General features: G+C 68.5%; 12 protein-coding genes. 9 read left to right on the top strand and 3 right to left on the bottom strand.

What is annotated here, in order from left to right:
* Nucleotides 1-81: 81 nt before the first annotated feature.
* From Psi02_RS11795 to Psi02_RS11785, 3 genes are all read left to right on the top strand, one after another.
* On the top strand, nt 82-588 hold the full coding sequence (locus tag Psi02_RS11795; RefSeq protein WP_203954956.1) for a PadR family transcriptional regulator: 507 nt from the start codon (nt 82-84) through the stop codon (nt 586-588).
* A 169-nt stretch (nt 589-757) separates the two neighbouring features.
* Complete coding sequence (locus Psi02_RS11790; RefSeq protein ID WP_203973487.1) at nt 758-1,504, top strand: ABC transporter ATP-binding protein; 747 nt, start codon at nt 758-760, stop codon at nt 1,502-1,504.
* Between the two features lie 250 nt (nt 1,505-1,754).
* Entirely contained in the window at nt 1,755-4,022 is a 2,268-nt protein-coding gene (locus tag Psi02_RS11785; RefSeq protein WP_239094807.1) for an ABC transporter permease, read from the top strand.
* 79 nt (nt 4,023-4,101) lie between these two features.
* Here the strand turns inward: Psi02_RS11785 and treS are convergent, their stop codons facing one another.
* Nucleotides 4,102-5,772 (bottom strand): maltose alpha-D-glucosyltransferase, encoded by a 1,671-nt coding sequence (gene treS, locus Psi02_RS11780; protein WP_239094806.1) that lies wholly within the window; start codon nt 5,770-5,772, stop codon nt 4,102-4,104.
* Between the two features lie 336 nt (nt 5,773-6,108).
* Here treS and Psi02_RS11775 point away from each other — a divergent pair, with 336 nt between their 5' ends.
* From Psi02_RS11775 to Psi02_RS11755, 5 genes are all read left to right on the top strand, one after another.
* Nucleotides 6,109-6,783 (top strand): anticodon-binding protein, encoded by a 675-nt coding sequence (locus Psi02_RS11775; protein ID WP_203973485.1) that lies wholly within the window; start codon nt 6,109-6,111, stop codon nt 6,781-6,783.
* A gap of 87 nt (nt 6,784-6,870) precedes the next feature.
* Nucleotides 6,871-8,253, top strand: coding sequence for a diaminopimelate decarboxylase (gene lysA / locus Psi02_RS11770; protein ID WP_203973484.1), 1,383 nt, complete (start codon nt 6,871-6,873; stop codon nt 8,251-8,253).
* A 42-nt stretch (nt 8,254-8,295) separates the two neighbouring features.
* The gene (locus Psi02_RS11765) at nt 8,296-9,603 is read left to right on the top strand and encodes a homoserine dehydrogenase (RefSeq protein WP_239094805.1); all 1,308 of its coding nucleotides are present in this window, start codon (nt 8,296-8,298) and stop codon (nt 9,601-9,603) included.
* Nucleotides 9,604-9,737: 134 nt separating this feature from the next.
* Nucleotides 9,738-10,829, top strand: coding sequence for a glycosyltransferase family 2 protein (locus Psi02_RS11760; RefSeq protein ID WP_203973483.1), 1,092 nt, complete (start codon nt 9,738-9,740; stop codon nt 10,827-10,829).
* Between the two features lie 134 nt (nt 10,830-10,963).
* Nucleotides 10,964-12,547: a glycosyltransferase family 2 protein gene (locus Psi02_RS11755; protein WP_203973482.1), complete on the top strand. Its 1,584-nt coding sequence runs from the start codon at nt 10,964-10,966 to the stop codon at nt 12,545-12,547.
* 118 nt (nt 12,548-12,665) lie between these two features.
* Here Psi02_RS11755 and Psi02_RS11750 read toward each other — a convergent pair whose 3' ends face one another.
* Complete coding sequence (locus Psi02_RS11750; protein ID WP_203973481.1) at nt 12,666-13,817, bottom strand: class I SAM-dependent methyltransferase; 1,152 nt, start codon at nt 13,815-13,817, stop codon at nt 12,666-12,668.
* Nucleotides 13,818-14,108: 291 nt separating this feature from the next.
* Nucleotides 14,109-16,598: a glycosyltransferase family 2 protein gene (locus tag Psi02_RS11745; RefSeq protein WP_203973480.1), complete on the bottom strand. Its 2,490-nt coding sequence runs from the start codon at nt 16,596-16,598 to the stop codon at nt 14,109-14,111.
* Between the two features lie 481 nt (nt 16,599-17,079).
* Here Psi02_RS11745 and Psi02_RS11740 point away from each other — a divergent pair, with 481 nt between their 5' ends.
* Nucleotides 17,080-18,315, top strand: a complete 1,236-nt coding sequence (locus Psi02_RS11740; RefSeq protein ID WP_203973479.1) for a polysaccharide deacetylase family protein — start codon at nt 17,080-17,082, stop codon at nt 18,313-18,315.
* Nucleotides 18,316-18,329: the final 14 nt, after the last annotated feature.

Genomic DNA, 18,329 nt, shown 5'->3' with positions numbered 1-18,329 from the left:
TCCGGTAACTGCTTCGGTGGCCGCCCGGGGGGCTTCGCGGCAACATCTCGACGGCATCTCGACTGGCATGGGGGTGGGCGCGTGCGGCTGCCGTTGCTGGCACTTCTGGCAAAGGAACCTGCCCACGGGTACGAGCTGAAACAAGCGCTCGAGGTGACGTTCGGCAGCGCCTACCCCTCACCCAACATCGGCCAGATCTACGTGACGCTGGGGCGTCTGGAGAAGGACGGGTTCGTCCGGGCCGTCGACGTCGAGCAGTCGAACCGGCCCAACAAGAAGGTCTACTACCTGACCGCCGCCGGCCGCGAGGCGCTGGAGGCCTGGGTCGACGAGCCGACCGAGGGCCCGCGGGTGCGGGACGAGTTCTTCATGAAGCTCGTCCTGGCCCCCTTGACGGGCATCGCCGACCGGATGGCACTGGTCAACCGGCAGCGCAGGCACTATTTGTCGTTGATGAGAGACCTCGACGAGCTGGCCGAGCGCACGGACCCGGGGAACCGTGTCGCCCGCCTTCTCATCGAGGGCGCAATGCTCCACCTCCAAGCCGACCTGGACTGGCTCGAACGCTGCCAGGAGGACCTGACCTGATGCTCCCCCCACCCCCCACTCTCACCCCCACCTCCGCCGTGATCATGCACGGATTCGTGGATAGGCGCCTGACCTGGGCCTTTTCTGGTCGTGATCATGCACACATTCGTGATCATGCCGCTCGACCTGCGGAGATTCCCTTCGTGATCATGCACGAAGGAGGGGTACGGTGACCACGACCCCGGTGATCAAGGCGGTCGGCCTCGTGAAGATCTATCAGACCGGAGGCCTGCCGGTGCCGGCCGTACGGGGTGTCGACCTCGTCGTCGAACCGGGAGAGTTCGTCGCGATCATGGGCCCGTCGGGGTCGGGAAAATCCACCTTCGTCCACATGCTCGGTGGACTGGAGACGCGGACCAGTGGCGAGATCTGGCTGGACGGCAAGCGTGCCGACACGCTCTCAGAGAGCGGATGGGCGGTGCTCCGGCGGCAGAAGGTCGGGTTCGTCTTCCAGTTCTTCAATCTCGTCGCCAACATGACCGTGGCCGACAACGTGGAGTTGCCCGCCCTGCTCGGCGGGGCCACGCCGAGGCATGCTCGGGAACGGCGCGAATACCTGCTGGCGGAGCTCGGCCTCGAGGAGCGCGCGGGCGCCGCGCCCGGTCAGCTCTCCGGCGGCGAGCAGCAGCGCGTCGCGCTCGCCCGGGCCCTCGCGAACCACCCGCGGCTGCTCCTCGCCGACGAACCGACCGGCAACCTCGACAGCCGCAACACCCGCGACGTCCTCAAGTTGCTGGGCAAGGTCCATCGGCAGGGCCAGACGATCGTGCTGGTCACCCATGACGCCAGGGTCGCGAGCATGGCGGATCGCGTCGTCAGCCTCCTCGACGGCCAGATCGTCGACGACGCGCCCATCGCCCGGCTTCAGCGCCGTCCGGCCGGTACGGCAGGCGACATCGTGGAGTTGCACGGATGAACGCCGATGAGCACGTACATGATCACGGACGGCATCGCTCCAGGTCGGGAAGCATGATTCCGAAAGCGTGCATGATCACGAACCGTGCAACCGCAGGTCGGACCGTACGGCGCCGAACCTGTGCATGATCACGGCGAGTGGAGGTGCTGGTCGGTGGCCATGACCACGAATCTATGCATGATCACGACCGGGGAAGGCCCAGGTCGGGCGCCTATCCACGAATCCGTGCATGATCACGGGGGAGGTTGGGGTGGGTGTGCGGGCTGAGGTCAGGTGGGTGCGGGCCGATCTCCGGGCGCGGCGGGGACAGGCTCTGCTGACCGTCATCGCGGTCGCGGGGATCGTCACGGCACTGATCACCGCGGCCACGCTCCTTGAGGACGGCACCAACCCCTGGCGGGGCCTGTTCGAGCGAGGGCGCGGCGCCCACGTCTGGATCCACACCAAGGGCACACCGAACGTCCCGGCGCTGCGGGCACTGGGCGGGGTCACCGACGTGGCCGGGCCTTATCGCAGCGCCCCCGCCACGCTCGTGGACCACGGCAGGAAGGTCCCGATCGCCCTCCAGGAGACGCCGGCCGCCTTCCCCTCCGTCGCCCGGCCCCTCCTGAGAGAGGGCCGCTGGCTCGACACGCGCTATCCCGACGGCGTCGTGGTGGAGCAGTCGTTCGCCAGGGCGCTCGGGCTCCATCCCGGCAGCTCGTTCCCCGTCACAGGACTGAACGGCGCCACGCACACGCTCACCGTGGCGGGGCTGGCCGAGAGCGGCGACCAGGGCTTCTATCCCGAGTGGACCCCTGGGCTCGCCTGGACCCTCTCCCAGACCCTCACCCTGGTCGAACCGGCGCCCGGCCGCACCGAGACCGTGACGGGGCTGCGGCTGGCCGACGCCGGATACACCGACATCGTGGTCCAGCAGGCCGTCATCACGCTGCGCAACCAGGTCCAGCGAGTGTCCACCTGGCGCGAGGTCCGGGCCTCCATGGCGCTCGACAACCGGCTGCTCGGCCTGCTGCTGGCGCTGTTCGGCCTCGCCGGACTGGTCGCCGCCGCCCTCGCCCTCGCCAACGCCACCGGCGGGCGGGTGCTCACCCAGCTTCGCGACATCGCCACGCTGAAGTCGCTCGGGTTCACCCGGGGACAGGTGACCCGCATGCTCGTCGCCGAGCACGGCACGCTGGGGCTGGTCGGCATCGCGCTGGGCCTCGTCGCCGGGCGGGTCATCACGGCCTACGCGCTCTCCGACACCGTGGTCGTGCCGCTCTCCTCCGGGCCGCTCGCGGCGATCGTGGTGGGCACGGCGCTGGTGGTCCTGGTCGCGGTCTGGCTGCCCGCCTGGCGGGGCGGTGGGACACCGCCGATCCCCGCGGCTCCGGCGGCGCCTCCGCACGGCCGCCTGTCGCGGCTGGCCAGGGTCGCCCTCCTCGTACGGCTCCCGCCCGCGCTCGTCCTCGGGGCCAGGGACGCGTTCACCCGTCCGGCCTCCGCCGTTCTCACGCTGACCGGCGTGGCCATCCCCATGATGATGATCACCATCGGGCTCGGCTGCTGGGCCACGCTCGACGGGTTCATCCGCCATCCCGAGCAGGTCGGCCAGGCCGCCGCCCTGTCCGTACGGCCGGGGGACCTGACGGCGAATGAGGCGCTCGGCCGGGCGATGGCCGACCCCGACGTCGTCACCGCCTATCCGGGGGTGGAACTGGACGCCCTCGTGCCCTGGCAGACCAGGACGGTGCGCACCCGGGCGCTGGGCATGTCCTCCGATCCGTATCCGTTCCCGGTGGCGGAGGGCAGGATGTTCCGGGACCGGGGCGAGGCCGTGGCCGGGCAGGGCCTGCTCGACCTGCTCGGACTGCGCATCGGCGACCGGGTCCGCATGACCATCGGCGGCACGCCGCTCATCGTCAAGATCGTCGGCAGGGTCATCGAGCCGGAGCAGGACGGCGAGGTCCTCTCGTTCGGCATCGACAGCCTGGCGGCCAAGGACGCGACGCCGCCGCAGTTCTACAGCCTCGTCCTGCGGCCCGGCGCCGACCCCGGAGAGGTGCGCACGCGGCTGCAGGCGCAGTCCCTCGAGGTGGACCAGGCGGTCAATCCGGCCGACCGGCTGTCGATCATCCGCGTGATCATCGTCGCGCTGGTCGCCGTCCTGGCCCTGATCGGCCTGGCGAATCTGCTGACGGCGAGCGCGCTCGGCCTGCGTGACCACCTGCTCGACCTGGCCGTGCTTAAGGCGATGGGGCTGACCCCGCGTCAGGTCATGGCCACGCTCGTGACGGGGACCGGGCTGCTCGCGATGGCCGGGGTGGTGCTGGGCGGCTCCGCGGGGGCGTTCCTGTCGAAGGGGCTGATCGACCTGGAGGGACGCGGCAGCGGAGTGGGGGCGGGCATCGGCCGCGCCCCCACACCGGGGATGTTCGCCGGCGCCCTGCTCGTGGCGATCGGGGCGACGCTGCTGGTCGCCCTGATCCCCGCGCGAAGGGCCGCCCGGGCGCGGGTGCCCGTCGCCGCCCGCTGAGCCCAGGGGCCGGCTCGGCGCCGGCCCACTGAGCGCAGGAACCGGCCGCGCTGAGCCCAGGGGCCGGCTCAGCGCGGGCTCACGACCCCTGCTGGATCGACAGCCAGTAGAAACCGTGCGGGGGAAGGGTGAGCAGGTAGGGGAGCTCGCCGATCGCGGGGAAGGGCACGCCGCCGCGGCACTCGATCGGCGTCAGGCCGCTGAACCGGCGAAGGTCGAGCTCGACCGGCTGCGCGAACTTGGAGAGGTTGTTGACGCACAGGACCCGGTCGTCGCCCTCCTCCCTGATGTAGGCCAGCACGCTGGGGTTGGACGACCACAGCTCGCTGTAGCCGCCGGTGCCGAAGATGGGGTGCTCGCGCCGGATCTGCAACATCCGCCGGGTGAAGTGGAGCAGCGACGACTCGCTCTTCAGCTGCGCCTCGACGTTGACGGCCTGGTAGCCGTAGACGGGGTCCATGACGGCCGGCAGGTAGAGCCGTCCGGGATCGGCCGCGGAGAAGCCGGCGTTCCGGTCGGGGCTCCACTGCATCGGCGTGCGGACCGCGTCGCGGTCGTCCAGCCAGATGTTGTCGCCCATGCCGATCTCGTCGCCGTAGTACATGACCGGTGAGCCCGGCATGCTGAGCAGCAGAGCGATGAACAGCTCGATCTGGTCCCGGTCGTTGTCGAGCAGGGGGGCGAGCCGGCGCCGGATGCCGAGGTAGGCCCGCATCCGCGGATCCTTGGCGTACTCGGCGTGCATGTAGTCGCGGTCTTCCTCGGTCACGCTCTCGAGCGTCAGCTCGTCGTGGTTGCGCAGGAAGATTCCCCACTGCCCGCTCTCGGGCAGCTTCGGCGTGCGGGACATGATCTCCGAGATCGGCTCCCTGCTCTGCCGGCGCACGGCCATGAAGATGCGCGGCATCAGCGGGAAGTGGAACGCCATGTGGCACTCGTCGCCACCGGTCGTGGGGTCGCCGAAGTACTCCGCCACGTCCTCGGGCCAGCCGTTCGCCTCGGCCAGCAGCACGCGGTCGGGGTAGAGCCGGTCGACCTCGGCCCGGATGCGCCGCAGGTAATCGTGCGTCTCGGGCAGGCCGGAGCACGAGGTGCCCTCACGCTCGAAGAGGTACGGCACGGCGTCGAGCCGGAAACCGTCGACGCCGAGGTCCAGCCAGAACCGGATGACCTCCATCATCGCGTTCTGGACGGCCGGGTTGTCGTAGTTGAGGTCCGGCTGGTGGTGGAAGAACCGATGCCAGTAGTACTGGCCGCGCACCGGGTCGTAGGTCCAGTTCGACTCCTCGGCCCCGACGAAGATGATCGGCGCGTCGCCGTACTTCGTGGGGTCGTCGGACCAGACGTAGAAATCGCCGTACGGACCGTCCGGGTCCTCCCTGGAAGCCTGGAACCACGGGTGCCTGTCACTCGTGTGGTTCATGACCAGGTCGGTGATGACCCGAAGGCCGCGTGTGTGCGCCTGCTCGATCATCTCGACGAAGTCGCCCAGGTCGCCGAACTCGGGCAGGATCTTGAGGTAGTCGGAGATGTCGTACCCGCCGTCACGCAGGGGCGAGTCGTACAGCGGCAGGAGCCAGACGCAGTCGATCCCCAGCCACTGGAGGTAGTCGAGCTTCTCGATCAGCCCGCGCAGGTCACCGGTGCCGTCACCGTTGGAGTCCCGGAATCCGCGGACCAGCACTTCGTAGAAGACCGCCTGCTTGTACCAGTAGGGGTCCTGCTTCGTGTACTCCGTGATTTCATCCATAGGCTTGAGATCCCTGGACATATCGATCTCGGCATCCGGCATCAGGTCGCCGGCCATATCGGCTGCAGACACCGGCGGAACCGGCTCTGGGCGTGGCGAAGCAGCGTTCATCTGGTCTCACTTGAGGAAAAGAATGGGGCGTGCGGCCAGATCACGCCCGAGCCTTGAAGCTCACGCCGTCTTGTTTGGCCTTATTTGACCAAACCTACCACTGCATAACGCCTGACCGTAATTGCTTACTTCCTGGTAAGGGGAACTTTTTACCTGTTTCCGGCTGATCACGGAGTGCCACCCGGGAACGTGCCGCCGGGCCCCGGGCGGCCTAGGGTGAACGGCGTGACACCCGCCCGGCTCGGCCTGCTCCTGGGCACACCGCCCGCGCCCCAGGGATCGTGGGAACGCGAGGCCCTCGTGGTGTCCGCGGCCGCCCTGCGTGCCGCCCGCGGCCGCCCGCCGGGGGAGGTGGCGGAGGAGATCGCGCAGGGGTTGCGTGGTCGTGGGGGCGTCGCCGGCGTGCGGGTCCGGCCCAACGCCTTTCTGGAGATCGTGCTGGCCGTCCCCGGCGAGATCGCCCGAGAGATCGTGACGGCGGGGTCCCCGGGAACGCCTCGCGTTCCCCTCTCCGGTCTTCCGGATTTCCCCAGGACATGGGAGAACCCCGGTTTCGTCGTGCGGTTCGCGCACGCGCGCGCGTCGGCCGTGCTCAGGTGGGCCGGTGATCTCGGCGTCCCGTGGGAGGGCTTCCGGCCCGAGGCGCTGGACGACCCCCGTGACCGGGCGGTCCTGCGCGTGCTCGCGGAACTGCCCAGCCGTACGGCCGGCCGCGACCCGGCGTGGGAGGTCTACGCCGAACGGCTCGCGCTGGCCTACCACGACGCGCACGAACACGCTCCCGCCGTCCCGATGGGAGACAGTCCTTCGGGCGAGGTGCACACCGCCCGGATCTGGCTGGCGAGAGCCGTCCAGGCCGTTCTGGTGGATCTTTACGGTGAGCTGCCGAGCAGATTGTGATGGATGCTCCTGGAGTGTCCTGTGAGCCCGTCTCGCCACGTGGGCGGCCGTCTCGCAGGGGCTGCGTGGTCGGATAGCCTCGTTCGGGTGAGTCGATTCGCCCATCCCGCCGGTGACAGGCACGCCGAAGTGCTGCCAGAGGAGCGACCTCCTCATGCGCCGGCCGATCTCAACGCCCTCGACCCCGCGATCTGGCCGCGAACGTCCGGCCGGACCGGTGGTGTGATCACAATCGGCGGTGTAGACGTCCGGGACCTGGCGAAAGAACACGGCACGCCTCTGTACGTGATCGACGAGGAGGACTTCCGCTCCCGTTGCCGCGACCACAAGGCCGCCTTCCACGGCGGCGAGGTCCACTACGCGGGCAAGGCGTTCCTGTGCCGCGAGGTCGCGCGCTGGATCGACCAGGAGGGCCTGGGCCTGGACGTGTGCAGCGCCGGCGAGCTCGCGGTCGCGCTCAGCGTCGGGTTCCCGCCCGAGCGGATCACGATGCACGGCAACAACAAGTCGCTCGCCGAACTGGAGCGCGCGGTCGAGGTGGGAGTCGGGCACATCGTGGTCGACTCCTATGAGGAGATCGCCCGGCTCGGCTTCCTCGCGGAACGGCACGGCCGGCGGCCCAAGGTCATGATCCGGGTGACTGTGGGCGTCGAGGCGCACACCCACGAGTTCATCGCGACCGCCCACGACGATCAGAAGTTCGGCCTGTCGCTCAGCAGCGGCGCGGCGGCGGAGGCCGTGCGGCGCATCCTCGCACTGCCGCAACTCGAGCTGGTGGGCCTGCACTCGCACATCGGATCGCAGATCACCGACACCGCGGGCTTCGAGGTCGCCGCCCGCCGCCTGGCCACGCTCCTCGTCGACGTCAAGAACGAGCACGGAGTGGTCCTGCCGGAGCTCGACCTCGGCGGCGGCTACGGCATCCCCTACGTCCAGGGGGACGACGCGCCGGACATCAAGGTCGTCGCCGACAGCCTGCACGAGATCGTCACCAAGACCTGCCAGGCGGCGGGGCTGCCCGTGCCGCGCCTCACGGTGGAGCCGGGCCGGGCGATCGCCGGGCTCGCCGGTGTGACGCTCTACGAGGTCGGCACGGTCAAGGACGTCGAGGGCCTGCGGACATACGTGAGCGTCGACGGCGGCATGAGCGACAACATCAGGACCGCGCTCTACGGAGCGGACTACACGGCCGTCATGGCCTCGCGTGACACCGAGGCGGGGCCGATGTTGTCCCGCCTGGTCGGCAAGCACTGCGAGAGCGGTGACATGATCGTTCGTGACCTGTGGCTGCCCGAGGACCTCGTGCCGGGCGATCTGATCGCGGTGGCGGCCACCGGCGCGTACTGCCGCTCCCTCGCGAACAACTACAACTACCTCCCCAAGCCCGCGGTGGTCGCGGTGTCCGGGGGCCGGTCCCGCGTGATCGTGCGTGGGGAGACCGTGGAAGATCTGTTGCGGGGGCAGCTGTGACCGGAATCGGCGCGGGACCACGCGGCGAGACGAGGAGGGCTCGTGACTAACGCCAAACCGGCGCTCAGGGTGGCGCTGCTGGGCTGTGGCGTCGTCGGGTCGCAGGTCGTGCGGCTGCTGGGCGAGCAGGCCGACGACCTCGCCGCCCGGGTCGGCGCCCCCCTGGAACTGGCGGGCGTCGCCGTACGGCGGCTGGGCCGCAGGCGGGACACGGAGATCGACCCCGCGCTGCTCACGACCGACGCCGAGGCACTGGTGACCCGCGACGACGTGGACATCGTCGTCGAGGTGATCGGCGGGATCGAGCCGGCCAGGTCGCTGATCCTCGCCGCGATGTCCCACGGCAAGTCCGTGGTGACCGCCAACAAGGCCCTGCTGGCCGAGGACGGTGCGACCATCCACGCCGCGGCCAGGAAGAACGGGGCCGACCTGTACTTCGAGGCGAGCGTGGCGGGCGCGATCCCGCTGCTGCGCCCGTTGCGCGAGTCGATGGCCGGTGACCACGTCCACCGCGTGCTCGGCATCGTGAACGGCACGACCAACTACATCCTCGACAAGATGGACTCCTCGGGCGCGTCGTTCACCGACGCCCTGGAGGAGGCCCAGGCGCTCGGGTACGCGGAGGCCGATCCCACGGCCGACGTCGAGGGCTTCGACGCCGCGGCCAAGGCCGCCATCCTCGCGGGCATCGCCTTCCACAGCCGGGTGACGGCGGCGGACGTCCACCGCGAGGGCATCACGGAGATCACCGCCGCTGACGTCGCCTCGGCCAAGGGCATGGGGTACGTCATCAAGCTCCTGGCCATCTGCGCACGTTCCGACGACGGCGGCTCGATCGGCGTCAGGGTCCATCCCGCGATGATCCCGAGGACCCATCCCCTCGCGGGCGTCCGGGAGGCGTACAACGCGGTGTTCGTGGAGGCGCAGTCGGCCGGACGGCTGATGTTCTACGGCGCGGGCGCCGGCGGCGCCCCGACGGCCTCGGCGGTCCTCGGGGACATCGTGGCGGTCGCCCGCAACCGCATCGCCGACACCCGCGGGCCCGAGGAATCGACGTACGCCGACCTGAAGGTCCACCCGATGGGCGACACGATCACGCGGTACCACGTCTCGCTGGACGTGGCGGACAAGCCCGGCGTGCTCGCCCGGGTCGCCGACATCTTCTCCACGCACGACGTCTCGATCCAGACGGTCAGGCAGGAGGGCCGGGGGGACGACGCCCAGCTCGTCCTGGTGACCCATCGGGCGAACGACGCCGCCCTTTCCGCGACGATCGAAGACCTGCAGGACCTCGACATCGTGCGGGCGGTGGCGAGCGTGATGCGCGTGGAAGGCGACGACACTCCCTGATCTACGAGGGGGTCAACGACGCCATATGGCCCGGCTTCACGTAAGTCGATCCGGAAAGAGCGGATTGCGGGCCTGGTGTGCCAGAATGCGGTTTTTGTTGGGCGCATTCGACAGTGGTGCACAGTGGAGGTTTCATGATCAGCCCCAAGGGCTTCCTCCGTGCCTCGGGCACGAGCATGGCGGAGGCCCGGTGGGACGGGAGCCAGTGGATCGTCGCGAGTACACCCGTTCCGCAGGGGTTGACCGAGACGGATGTGGACGGCCTGCGCAACCTCCTCGGGGTCCGCGTCCTCTGGCCGTCCTCCGCCGTCCCCTTGGACGTGATCCTGCAACTCGCGGCCGCCGGCATTCCGCTGCACTCGTCCGTGGTCCCCAGGTGGCTCGCCGACGACCCGCTGGGAGCGTTGGTCCTCGACGGCCGGTGGCTGGAGCCGGAGAAGGACAGCTCAGGCGTCTCGATCGCCGAGCTGCGGCGTGAGGAGCACAGCGTACGGCTCCGCCGCCACGGACTCAGGCGCACGGATCATTCGCGCCGCCCGGGTTCGGTCAGCGTCATCCTGCCCAGCAGGCGGCCGTGGATGGCGGCCTTCGCGTTGAAGCAGATCGCCCAGCAGCGGGACGTCGACCTCGAGGTCGTCTACGCCGCCCACGGGTTCCCCGCCGACGCCGTACGGGAGGCCGCACGGGAGTTCCCGTTCCCGATCGAGATCATGGAGATCGACGGCGAGACGGTGTTCGGCGACGTCCTCAACACGGCGATCGAGCGGGCAGGCGGCGACTACGTCGCGAAGTGGGACGACGACGACTGGTACGGCCAGGACCATCTGTCGGACCTGCTGCTCGCCAAGGCGTACTCGGGGGCCGATCTGGTCGGCATGTCAGCCGAGTTCTTCTACCTCGAACCGCTGAACGTCACGATCCGCAGGGCCAAGTTCATCTCTGAGATCACCACGAACCTGGTGGCCGGCGGGACGATCATGATGGAGCGTACCGCGCTGAAGGAGCTCGGCGGCTTCCGGCCACTGCCGCGAGCCGTCGACAGCGCGTTGCTCGCGACCGTGGGCGAGTCGGGTGGCACCGTCTACCGGACCCACGGGCTCGGCTACATGCTCCTGCGGGGATTGACCGAACAGCACACGTGGCTGCAGCCGCTCTCCCAGTTCTTACGGTCTTCGGCCAACCAGTGGCGCGGGTTCCGCCCGACTCAGATCCTGGAGGGATCGTGAATCGCCCCCCGACAACCCTTGCGACGCAGGCGGAAACCCCGGCGTCGGCCGTCGGAACTCCCGCGGTTCCCCGCGTCCGTGCGAACGATTATTCGATCCTGACGCCGCCCGAGCTGGGGACGTGGACGCCCAGCATGCGGATGAGTGTGATCATTCCCGCGTACAACAGCCAGGAGAAGCTCGACCTCACGCTGGCCGGCCTCTCCGAGCAGACCTATCCGGCCGACTTGGTCGAGGTCATCGTCGTCGACAACGGGAGCGTGCCGCCCCTCCGTCTGCCTGAGATCCGCCACCCGAACACCCGGCTGATCCTTTGCGAGACCCCGGGAAGGGCCACCGCCCGCAACACGGGCCTGCGAGCGGCCAGGGGAGACGTCATCCACTGGCTCGACTCCGACGTCGTGCTGGACCGGGTGGCCATCGAGGCCCACATGCGCTGGCACCACCTCGCGCCCTACCTGTCGGTCACCAGCTACCTGCGGTTCACGACCGTGCCGCTGCCCACGCCCGCGGACGTCGTCACGGTGAGAGAACGGGCGAAGCTGTTCGAGCCGACCGAGCCGCACGCGTGGATCGTCAAGATGGTCGAGAGCACCGACGGGCTCCGTTCCGCGGCGCAGCGTGCGTTCGGCCTGCACGTCGGCGGGTCCACGTCGGTCAACGCCAAGCTGATCGAGGCGGCGGGCCCGATGGACGAGAACCTGTTCCTCGGACAGGACTCCGAGATGGGATACCGGTTGTCGCAGGCGGGAGCGGTGTTCATTCCCGAGCCCCTGTCCATCGGCTACCACCTCGGTCCCACGATGCGGATGCGGGAATCGGAATCGGTCAACCGCGCCAGCCACGCGTTCCTGCCCGATCGGGTCCCGCACTACCGGTGGCTCCGGCCGCACCCGGCCCGGCAGTGGCTCGTGCCGTACGTCGAGGTGGAGGTCGACACCGAGGGCGCCACGTACGACGACGTCCGCGCGACCGTCGACGCCGTGCTGGGGGGAACCCTGCCTGACGTGTCGGTCGTGCTCCCGGGGTCGTGGGACGCACTCGAACCCGAGCGCCGTGCGCCGCTCAAGGATCCCCATCTCGACAAGGTTCTGATCAAGGGCCTCTACACTCACGAGCCCCGGGTGCGTCTCGGCGGCCGGGCGGGCCTGGCGCCGTTCGTGTTGCGCCTGCCGCCGGGCTGGGTGCCCGGTGAGGACTCGGTGGCCGCGCTGGTCGAGGCGGCCATGACCCGCAGCATCGGCTTGGTGTCCGTGCTGCTGGCGGAGACGTCTGACGGCGTCCTCGCCGCGCGCCTGGAACGCACGGCGGCCTTCGCCCGCGCCGAGATGGTGGCGGGCGAGGATGAGGACCGTGACGAGGTGGTGGACCAGGTCTACGGGTCGATGTGGGTGGACGCCGAGACCTACGGAATCGTCCCGGCGGCCGACGCGAATCCTCTCGTCGACGGCCGGACCGCCTACCGTGTGCGGCGTCAGACCGAGGAGGGCGGCGAACTGGAGAGGCTGACCAAGGAGGTCGAGCGGCTCCAGGGCAAGGTCACCGAGTGGCGTGAGGAGTCCAAGCGCTGGCGCGCCACCGCCGTCCAGTTGCGCCGCGAGGTCGGGACCCTGCGCAGGCAGGTCAGCGCACTCAAGCGCGGTCCTCTCAAGCGGGTCGCCCGGGGCAGTCTGCGTCGCCTCCAGGGCCTTCTCGGCGACCAGACCCAGCGTAAATGATCATTGGGGCCTGAGCGGCCTACGCCGCACGGCCCGATGGTGGAGCCGGCGAGCGGGTGCCCGCCGGCTCCACCGGGCCGCCCGGCTTTCGGGGCGGCTCGACGGCGTCACGGCGTGGTCACTCCGCGGTCGGCCGCTCGTAGCTGAAGATCGCCTGCCGGTCGAAGATCGCGGTCTCCCGTGTCAGGCCGGGGACCTCCTCGGCCCAGCGCCTGGCGACCTCCTGTTCCTCCGGCCTGTTCGCGTCGTCGAGGATGACGGTGGACCTCGATGCCAGCTTCGGCGCGAGGGCCTGGAGGGCCGGGTACCGCGCGATGGGCCCGACAGCGCGAGGCGGCCCGTCGACGAGGAGAAGCTCGATGTCGTCCACGCCCTGGAACGCGTCCAGGCCGTACCAGTTGAAGGTCTCGCCGCCGATGTCGAACGGGGACAGCGGAGCATCCCGGACCTCCACCACGTGATCGAGACCGTGCAACTGCAGCATGAGCCTGGTACGCGCGGCGTACTCATGATCGTGGTCCATCGAGATGACACGACCGCCGGTCTTCTCGAGGGCGTAGGCGATCCAGATCGAGGACGTTCCGCCACCGAGTTCGACGACGAGCCGGGGTTGTCTCCGCTCGACGAGGAACAGGAGTTCCAGCAGCCCGGTCGGGTTCAGCGCCCAGCCGCCGGACGGAGGCATGGGCGCGCGCGGCTCGAACCTGTCGAACAGTTGGAGGAGCGCCTCGTTCTCGCGCACCAACTCCCAGCGGAGATTGATGAGGTTCTGGTCGATACGCCGCTGCCCGGAGGCGATCTTGTCGCCGATTCTCCCCATCGACGTGATCGATTCCTCGATCTTGCTCTGCGTCTTCTCGAGTCCGGTCAGCAACTCCTGCTGCCGGTCCGCTCCCGCGAGCCGCTCGTTCTCCAGGGCGGCGAGCACGCGGCGCTGGGTGGCGAGGTTCGTGTCCAGCCGGTCGTCCAGTTTGGTGATGAGCGCCTGGGTTCGCTCGGCCGCCCGCTCGTCCTTCGCCGCGGCGAGTACCTGCCGCTGCGTCGCCTCGATGCGCTGGGTGAGCTTCCTGCTCTCGAGCGTCTGTGTGCGGATCTGCTGCCCGACCCGCGGTCCCATTCGCAGTACGGAGACGCACAAGGCGCCGAGTACCACTCCCATCAACGCGGTCGCCAACTCCGGATACCCGAGAACGGCGGTGATCGCGATGGCCGTCCCCAGCAGCACGGCGGCCGCCAGTTTGAGGATGTACGGCTTCGGCGTGTCCTTCATGCGCCGGACCGCGCTCGCCGGTTGCTCATGAGGGTCAGCGGTATTCGACACCCGGTTCAACCTTCCAAGGTCGCTTATGTGGTGGCATGCTTCGGTCGCGTGTCTCTGAGGCGTCGCCCGTCCAGCGGCCCGTGCGAACTCCGCTCGTACGGATAGTGCGCGGCCTCTTTATGTACCTATTGCCCTGCATCCTTCCACCTGGTCGGCGTCTGGATCCATCCGTCCCGCTGTCGAGACGGATCGCGCACACGCCGAACGAGGCGGACGAACCGGGATTGTGTGCTTGCGGCGTCAGGAAGCCGGGGAGGGAATCAGCGCCCCGATCGTGGCCGGCTGGTCGACCAGCGACGAGATCAGTCGCGTGTAGGCCTCCTGGCCGTGGTTCTCCCGGACCCATCGCCTGCCACGCCTGCTCTGCTCGAGGAACTTGGCGGGCGCCTTGTAGTAGTGCCGCAGGGTCTTCTCCACGTCCTCGGGCGCGCAGTAGACGGCCGCGTTCCCGAAAACATCGGAAAGGTGTTTCGGGAGGATCAGCACGCAACCGGACGCCAGAGCCGTAAGGATCATCTGGTCGGCATCATCCGCCATGTCGGTCGCAAAATGGATATAGAAGTCGATCTGGTACATGAAGCTTCTGGCGTCGACTTCATCGTTTTCGTAGACGAGCCAGTTCGAGGGGACGCGGGACTTCCCGAGGAGCGCCCGCGTGTATTTCCGCCCACCCATGATGCGGAGATCGATATTCGGCGAGTCGGGATATGCCTGGAGCAGATCGGGATGATCCTTCAGTTTCTCGGTCGGATCGCCCTTCAAACGCCGGCCGGCGACCGGCAGGTCGGAGCGGAAGCCGTTTCGCGCGAGGCTCCACTCATCGACGTCCATGCCTTCGGGGTAATCGAACGCCGTCACCGAGACGTTCGGTTCGGCCTCGAGGAAGGCGCGGATGGACCGCTTCTGCGGGCACCATCGAGGTTCGGCCCCGAAGAGGACGCGGGCGGCCTCCGTGCAACTTTGCGGCGAGTACTGGTAGGCGGTGCCGCCCGGCCCGTAGGGGACGGCGTCGGCGATGATCAGTACGCCTTCCGCCCTGACGCCGCTGGCCGATCGGTCGGCGAACTGCAGAACGGAAGGCTGGCGGGTCACGACCAGTTTGGTCTCTACGGGGTCGGCCAGCAGGATCTGGTCGACGACCCCGTCATTGATGAGCTGCTGGATCTCCGGGCATACGTATTTCCTGGCCGCGGTCATCGAGCGCAGGGACTCCATCTGCATCACACCGACCCGCATGCCGTGATGGGTGAGTGTGTTGATCTCGGCGAGAACGGCCTTCTGGATCACGCCGAACTGCTTCCAGTCGTTGAGGAAGACCACGTCGTAGCGCTCGGGGGTGGGGCCGGCCGCGGGGGAGAGCCTCAAGGTCACGGGTGCGGGGAAAGGACGGGACGTGAGCGCTCTCGGCATGTGTCCGTCGGTCTTGCCGTCCCTGATCTGGTGGTGCCACAGCTCGTAGGCGCCCCGGTAGGCGACCCTGGCGGGCGACATCCAGCCGGCGCGGATCTCGGCACGGGACAACGAGTTGGGCGACAGCCGGATCAAGGCGTACAGGTCGGATCCCAGCCGCAGCACCGCCTGGGGGCTGAAGATCGTCTCCATTCGCTTCAGATATTCGCTGTCAGCGGCCTTCCGCACGCTGTCGAAGTAGCCGATGCGCTCCCGGACCATCTCCCTGCGGAACATCATCGAAGAGGTGTTCATGACCCGGGGCTGCCGCCCGGGACTCGTGAGTACGAGGTCGTCTCCCACCCGGATGCCGTCGGAGATCGTGGCGACGAGCGAGTCGTCGTCGAGTAGCGGGCCGACCTGCCTCTCGATGCGCCGGGGATGGGACCAGTCGTCGGAGTCCTGGAAGGTGATGAAGTCACCGGTCGCCCCGTCCAGCGCCGCGTTCCGCGCGGCGTAGGTCCCGCCGTTCTTCTCCATCTTGATCAACCTGACGCGCTCGTCGAGCCGCGTGCACTCGTGGAGAAGCGGATCGAACTCCGCGGGCGACGCGTCGTCCACGATGAGGATCTCCAGGTTGGCCCACGACTGCTCGATCAGAGAACGCACCGCGGTGAACAGGCCGATGTCCGGTTTGAACGCGGTGACGACGATGGTCACCCGCTCCGGAGCGTGCACCTTCTCCTCGACGGTGGCGGTCAGACGGTCGAAGGGGCTCTCACCCGGGCGATCGGCGAGGCTCGGGCGTGGTTCGGGAAACAGGTCCTGGAAGGATCGCAGCCAGTCGTCACCGCCTGCGCCGGGCTTGTCGGTGAAGGGGTTCGCGATGTCGAGGACGAGATCACCGCGAGCGTGCTCCGAGAGACCCTGGTACGTTCCCAGGAGCTTCGATGCGCGGGAAACGCGGCCGAGCTGGTACGCGAGCTGCGCGTGCAGAGCCTGGTGGTCGGGCGGGACCGCGTCGGGTCCGAGCAACCCGAGGGTGAGGTCGTACAGGGCCAGAGCATCCGCCAGATCGGAGGGCAGGATGTTCTGCAGTGCGATCACTCGCGCCAGATCAGGCAGAGCACTGGCATCGGGGACGATCTCGTCGGGCCGTGCTCCTTCGGGATCGTGAACCTCGTGCCGTGCCAGAGCGAGCAGTTCGGCGAGGGAGCCAGAGGGGCCGAGAGCGGCGTGGGCCAGAAGCTCCCTTGAAGCTAGCGATCTCGTGCGCAGGGCGGTCGCCGGCAGGGCGCCTCGGCCCCGGCGGCGAGCGATGGAGAGATAGTCATCGAGCAACCGCGATGGGGAGGCAGGGGACACGGTTCGGGGCCTCGTGGGTTCGTGACGGTTTCAATGGGGCGGGAGCAGGTCGATCCAGCCCGGACATGACGAAGCGATCCTCATGGGAGATGGTCATCGCGGATGACTGACGACAGGTGAAGGCTTCGTCTGGGTTGTGTCAACCGAGCGCACGTACGTTATCGAATATAACGGTCATTCGGATACTCGGATGTGGACATCCCCACGAAATAAGAAGCACGCGACGGCCGGTGGACACCGCCGGTGCGCCCTCCGCTTCTCTGCGCCACAGGCACTGAGCCTGCTAGATCGTGACGGTGCTCGCCTCGATCCGCCGTCGGCATGGTCATGTATCGTCAGCACGCCTCAGACCGCGACATGGCAGGCGCCAGAAACCGGATGACGATTTTCGATGAGTAGGCCATTGAACCCAGTGAACACGATCATCACGTCCTTCCAGCCTGGTCATGGATGGTCGGTGAGCGGGTCCGTCAGTTCCTCGAACCTCGACGACTCGACCGACTTCGTGCGAGGTGTCCAGGCCGTCAGCTGGACGAGCAACGGGAGCGGCAAGGGGGCGGCCCGTCTCGAGCGTTTCGGCGGAGCACCACTGGACCTCACGGGCAAACTGATCCGGCTCCAGTTGAAGGTCGACGACGTCGCGCATCTGTCCCGGCTGGACTTCCTCGTCGGTACGGACAGGCTGGCCAACCACTACAGATGGCGCTTCAACGCCACCACCCGATCGTCGCGGCTCGTCCAGGCCGGCGAGTGGGTGTTCGTCACTCTCTCGTGGGCTGAGGTCAACGCGGCGGCAGGGGCGTACGAGATCGGAGCGACCGGCGTGCCCTCGGTGACGTCCGGATTCACCGACCTTCGGATGCAGATGAGTGATGACGGAACAGGCCAGGTCACGGCGCGCCTGCAGTCGATCGAGATCACCGATGACGTGACCGCCCTCTTCCCCCGCGGTGTGGTCTCGATCACGTTCGATGACGGGAACGAGTCGACGTACAGCATGACCCGGCACAAGATGGCCGAACACGGATTCCGCGGCACCCAGTACGTGATCGCCGATGCCGTCGGGGCCCCCGGCCGTGTCACCCTGGGACAACTTCACGACCTTCAGGACGTGTACGGGTGGGAGGTCGCCGGACACGCGTACGCGAAGGTCGCGCACGACGCCCGCTACCCGAAGCTGACCGCGGCCGATGTAGAGGCGGATCTGCGAGACATGAGGAAGTGGCTGGTCGCGAACGAGTTCCAGGGCGACTCGTTCGCCTATCCAGGCGGCAGTTTCGACGCCACGGTCGACGGGACGCCGGCGGAACAGCTCGTGCCCGGTCACTTCGCCACCGGCCGCACCATCCTTTCGGGCGTCGGGACGAAGATGAACATCCTCGCGGAGACGTCGCCGCCGGCGCTGCCGTTCCGGTTGCGGGCGTTGTCCTCGATCAGTTCCTTGGCGACGGGCCAGGCGAACCCGTCCACCATGCTGACCGCGGGCGGGGCGCTCGACCGCTGCCGGCGACCTGGATCCTGGCTCATCCTCGTCTTCCACCGCATCGTCGACCACGAGCCGACGGCCACGGCACAGGTGACGCGGGGTGACTTCGACGTGATCATGGATGGCATCGCGGAACGAGGCATCGAGGTGCTGCCGGTCTCCGAGGTGATCAGGACCGGGCTCGCGAGCACGCCCGCCCTCCACTGATCACACGGTGTCAT

The organism is Planotetraspora silvatica, assembly GCF_016863315.1.
Taxonomy (GTDB): domain Bacteria; phylum Actinomycetota; class Actinomycetes; order Streptosporangiales; family Streptosporangiaceae; genus Planotetraspora; species Planotetraspora silvatica.
The sequence above is the reverse complement of the archived record's forward strand: the minus strand, read 5'-3'. Positions and strand labels throughout refer to the sequence as shown.

Bases quoted from the DNA above. Each gene is read 5' to 3' on its own strand.
- Psi02_RS11760 (WP_203973483.1), top strand. From the start codon at position 9,738: ATGATCAGCCCCAAGGGCTTCCTCCGTGCCTCGGGCACGAGCATGGCG.
- Psi02_RS11755 (WP_203973482.1), top strand. From the start codon at position 10,964: ATGCGGATGAGTGTGATCATTCCCGCGTACAACAGCCAGGAGAAGCTC.
- treS (WP_239094806.1), bottom strand. From the start codon at position 5,772: ATGGATGAAATCACGGAGTACACGAAGCAGGACCCCTACTGGTACAAG.
- Psi02_RS11750 (WP_203973481.1), bottom strand. From the start codon at position 13,817: ATGAAGGACACGCCGAAGCCGTACATCCTCAAACTGGCGGCCGCCGTG.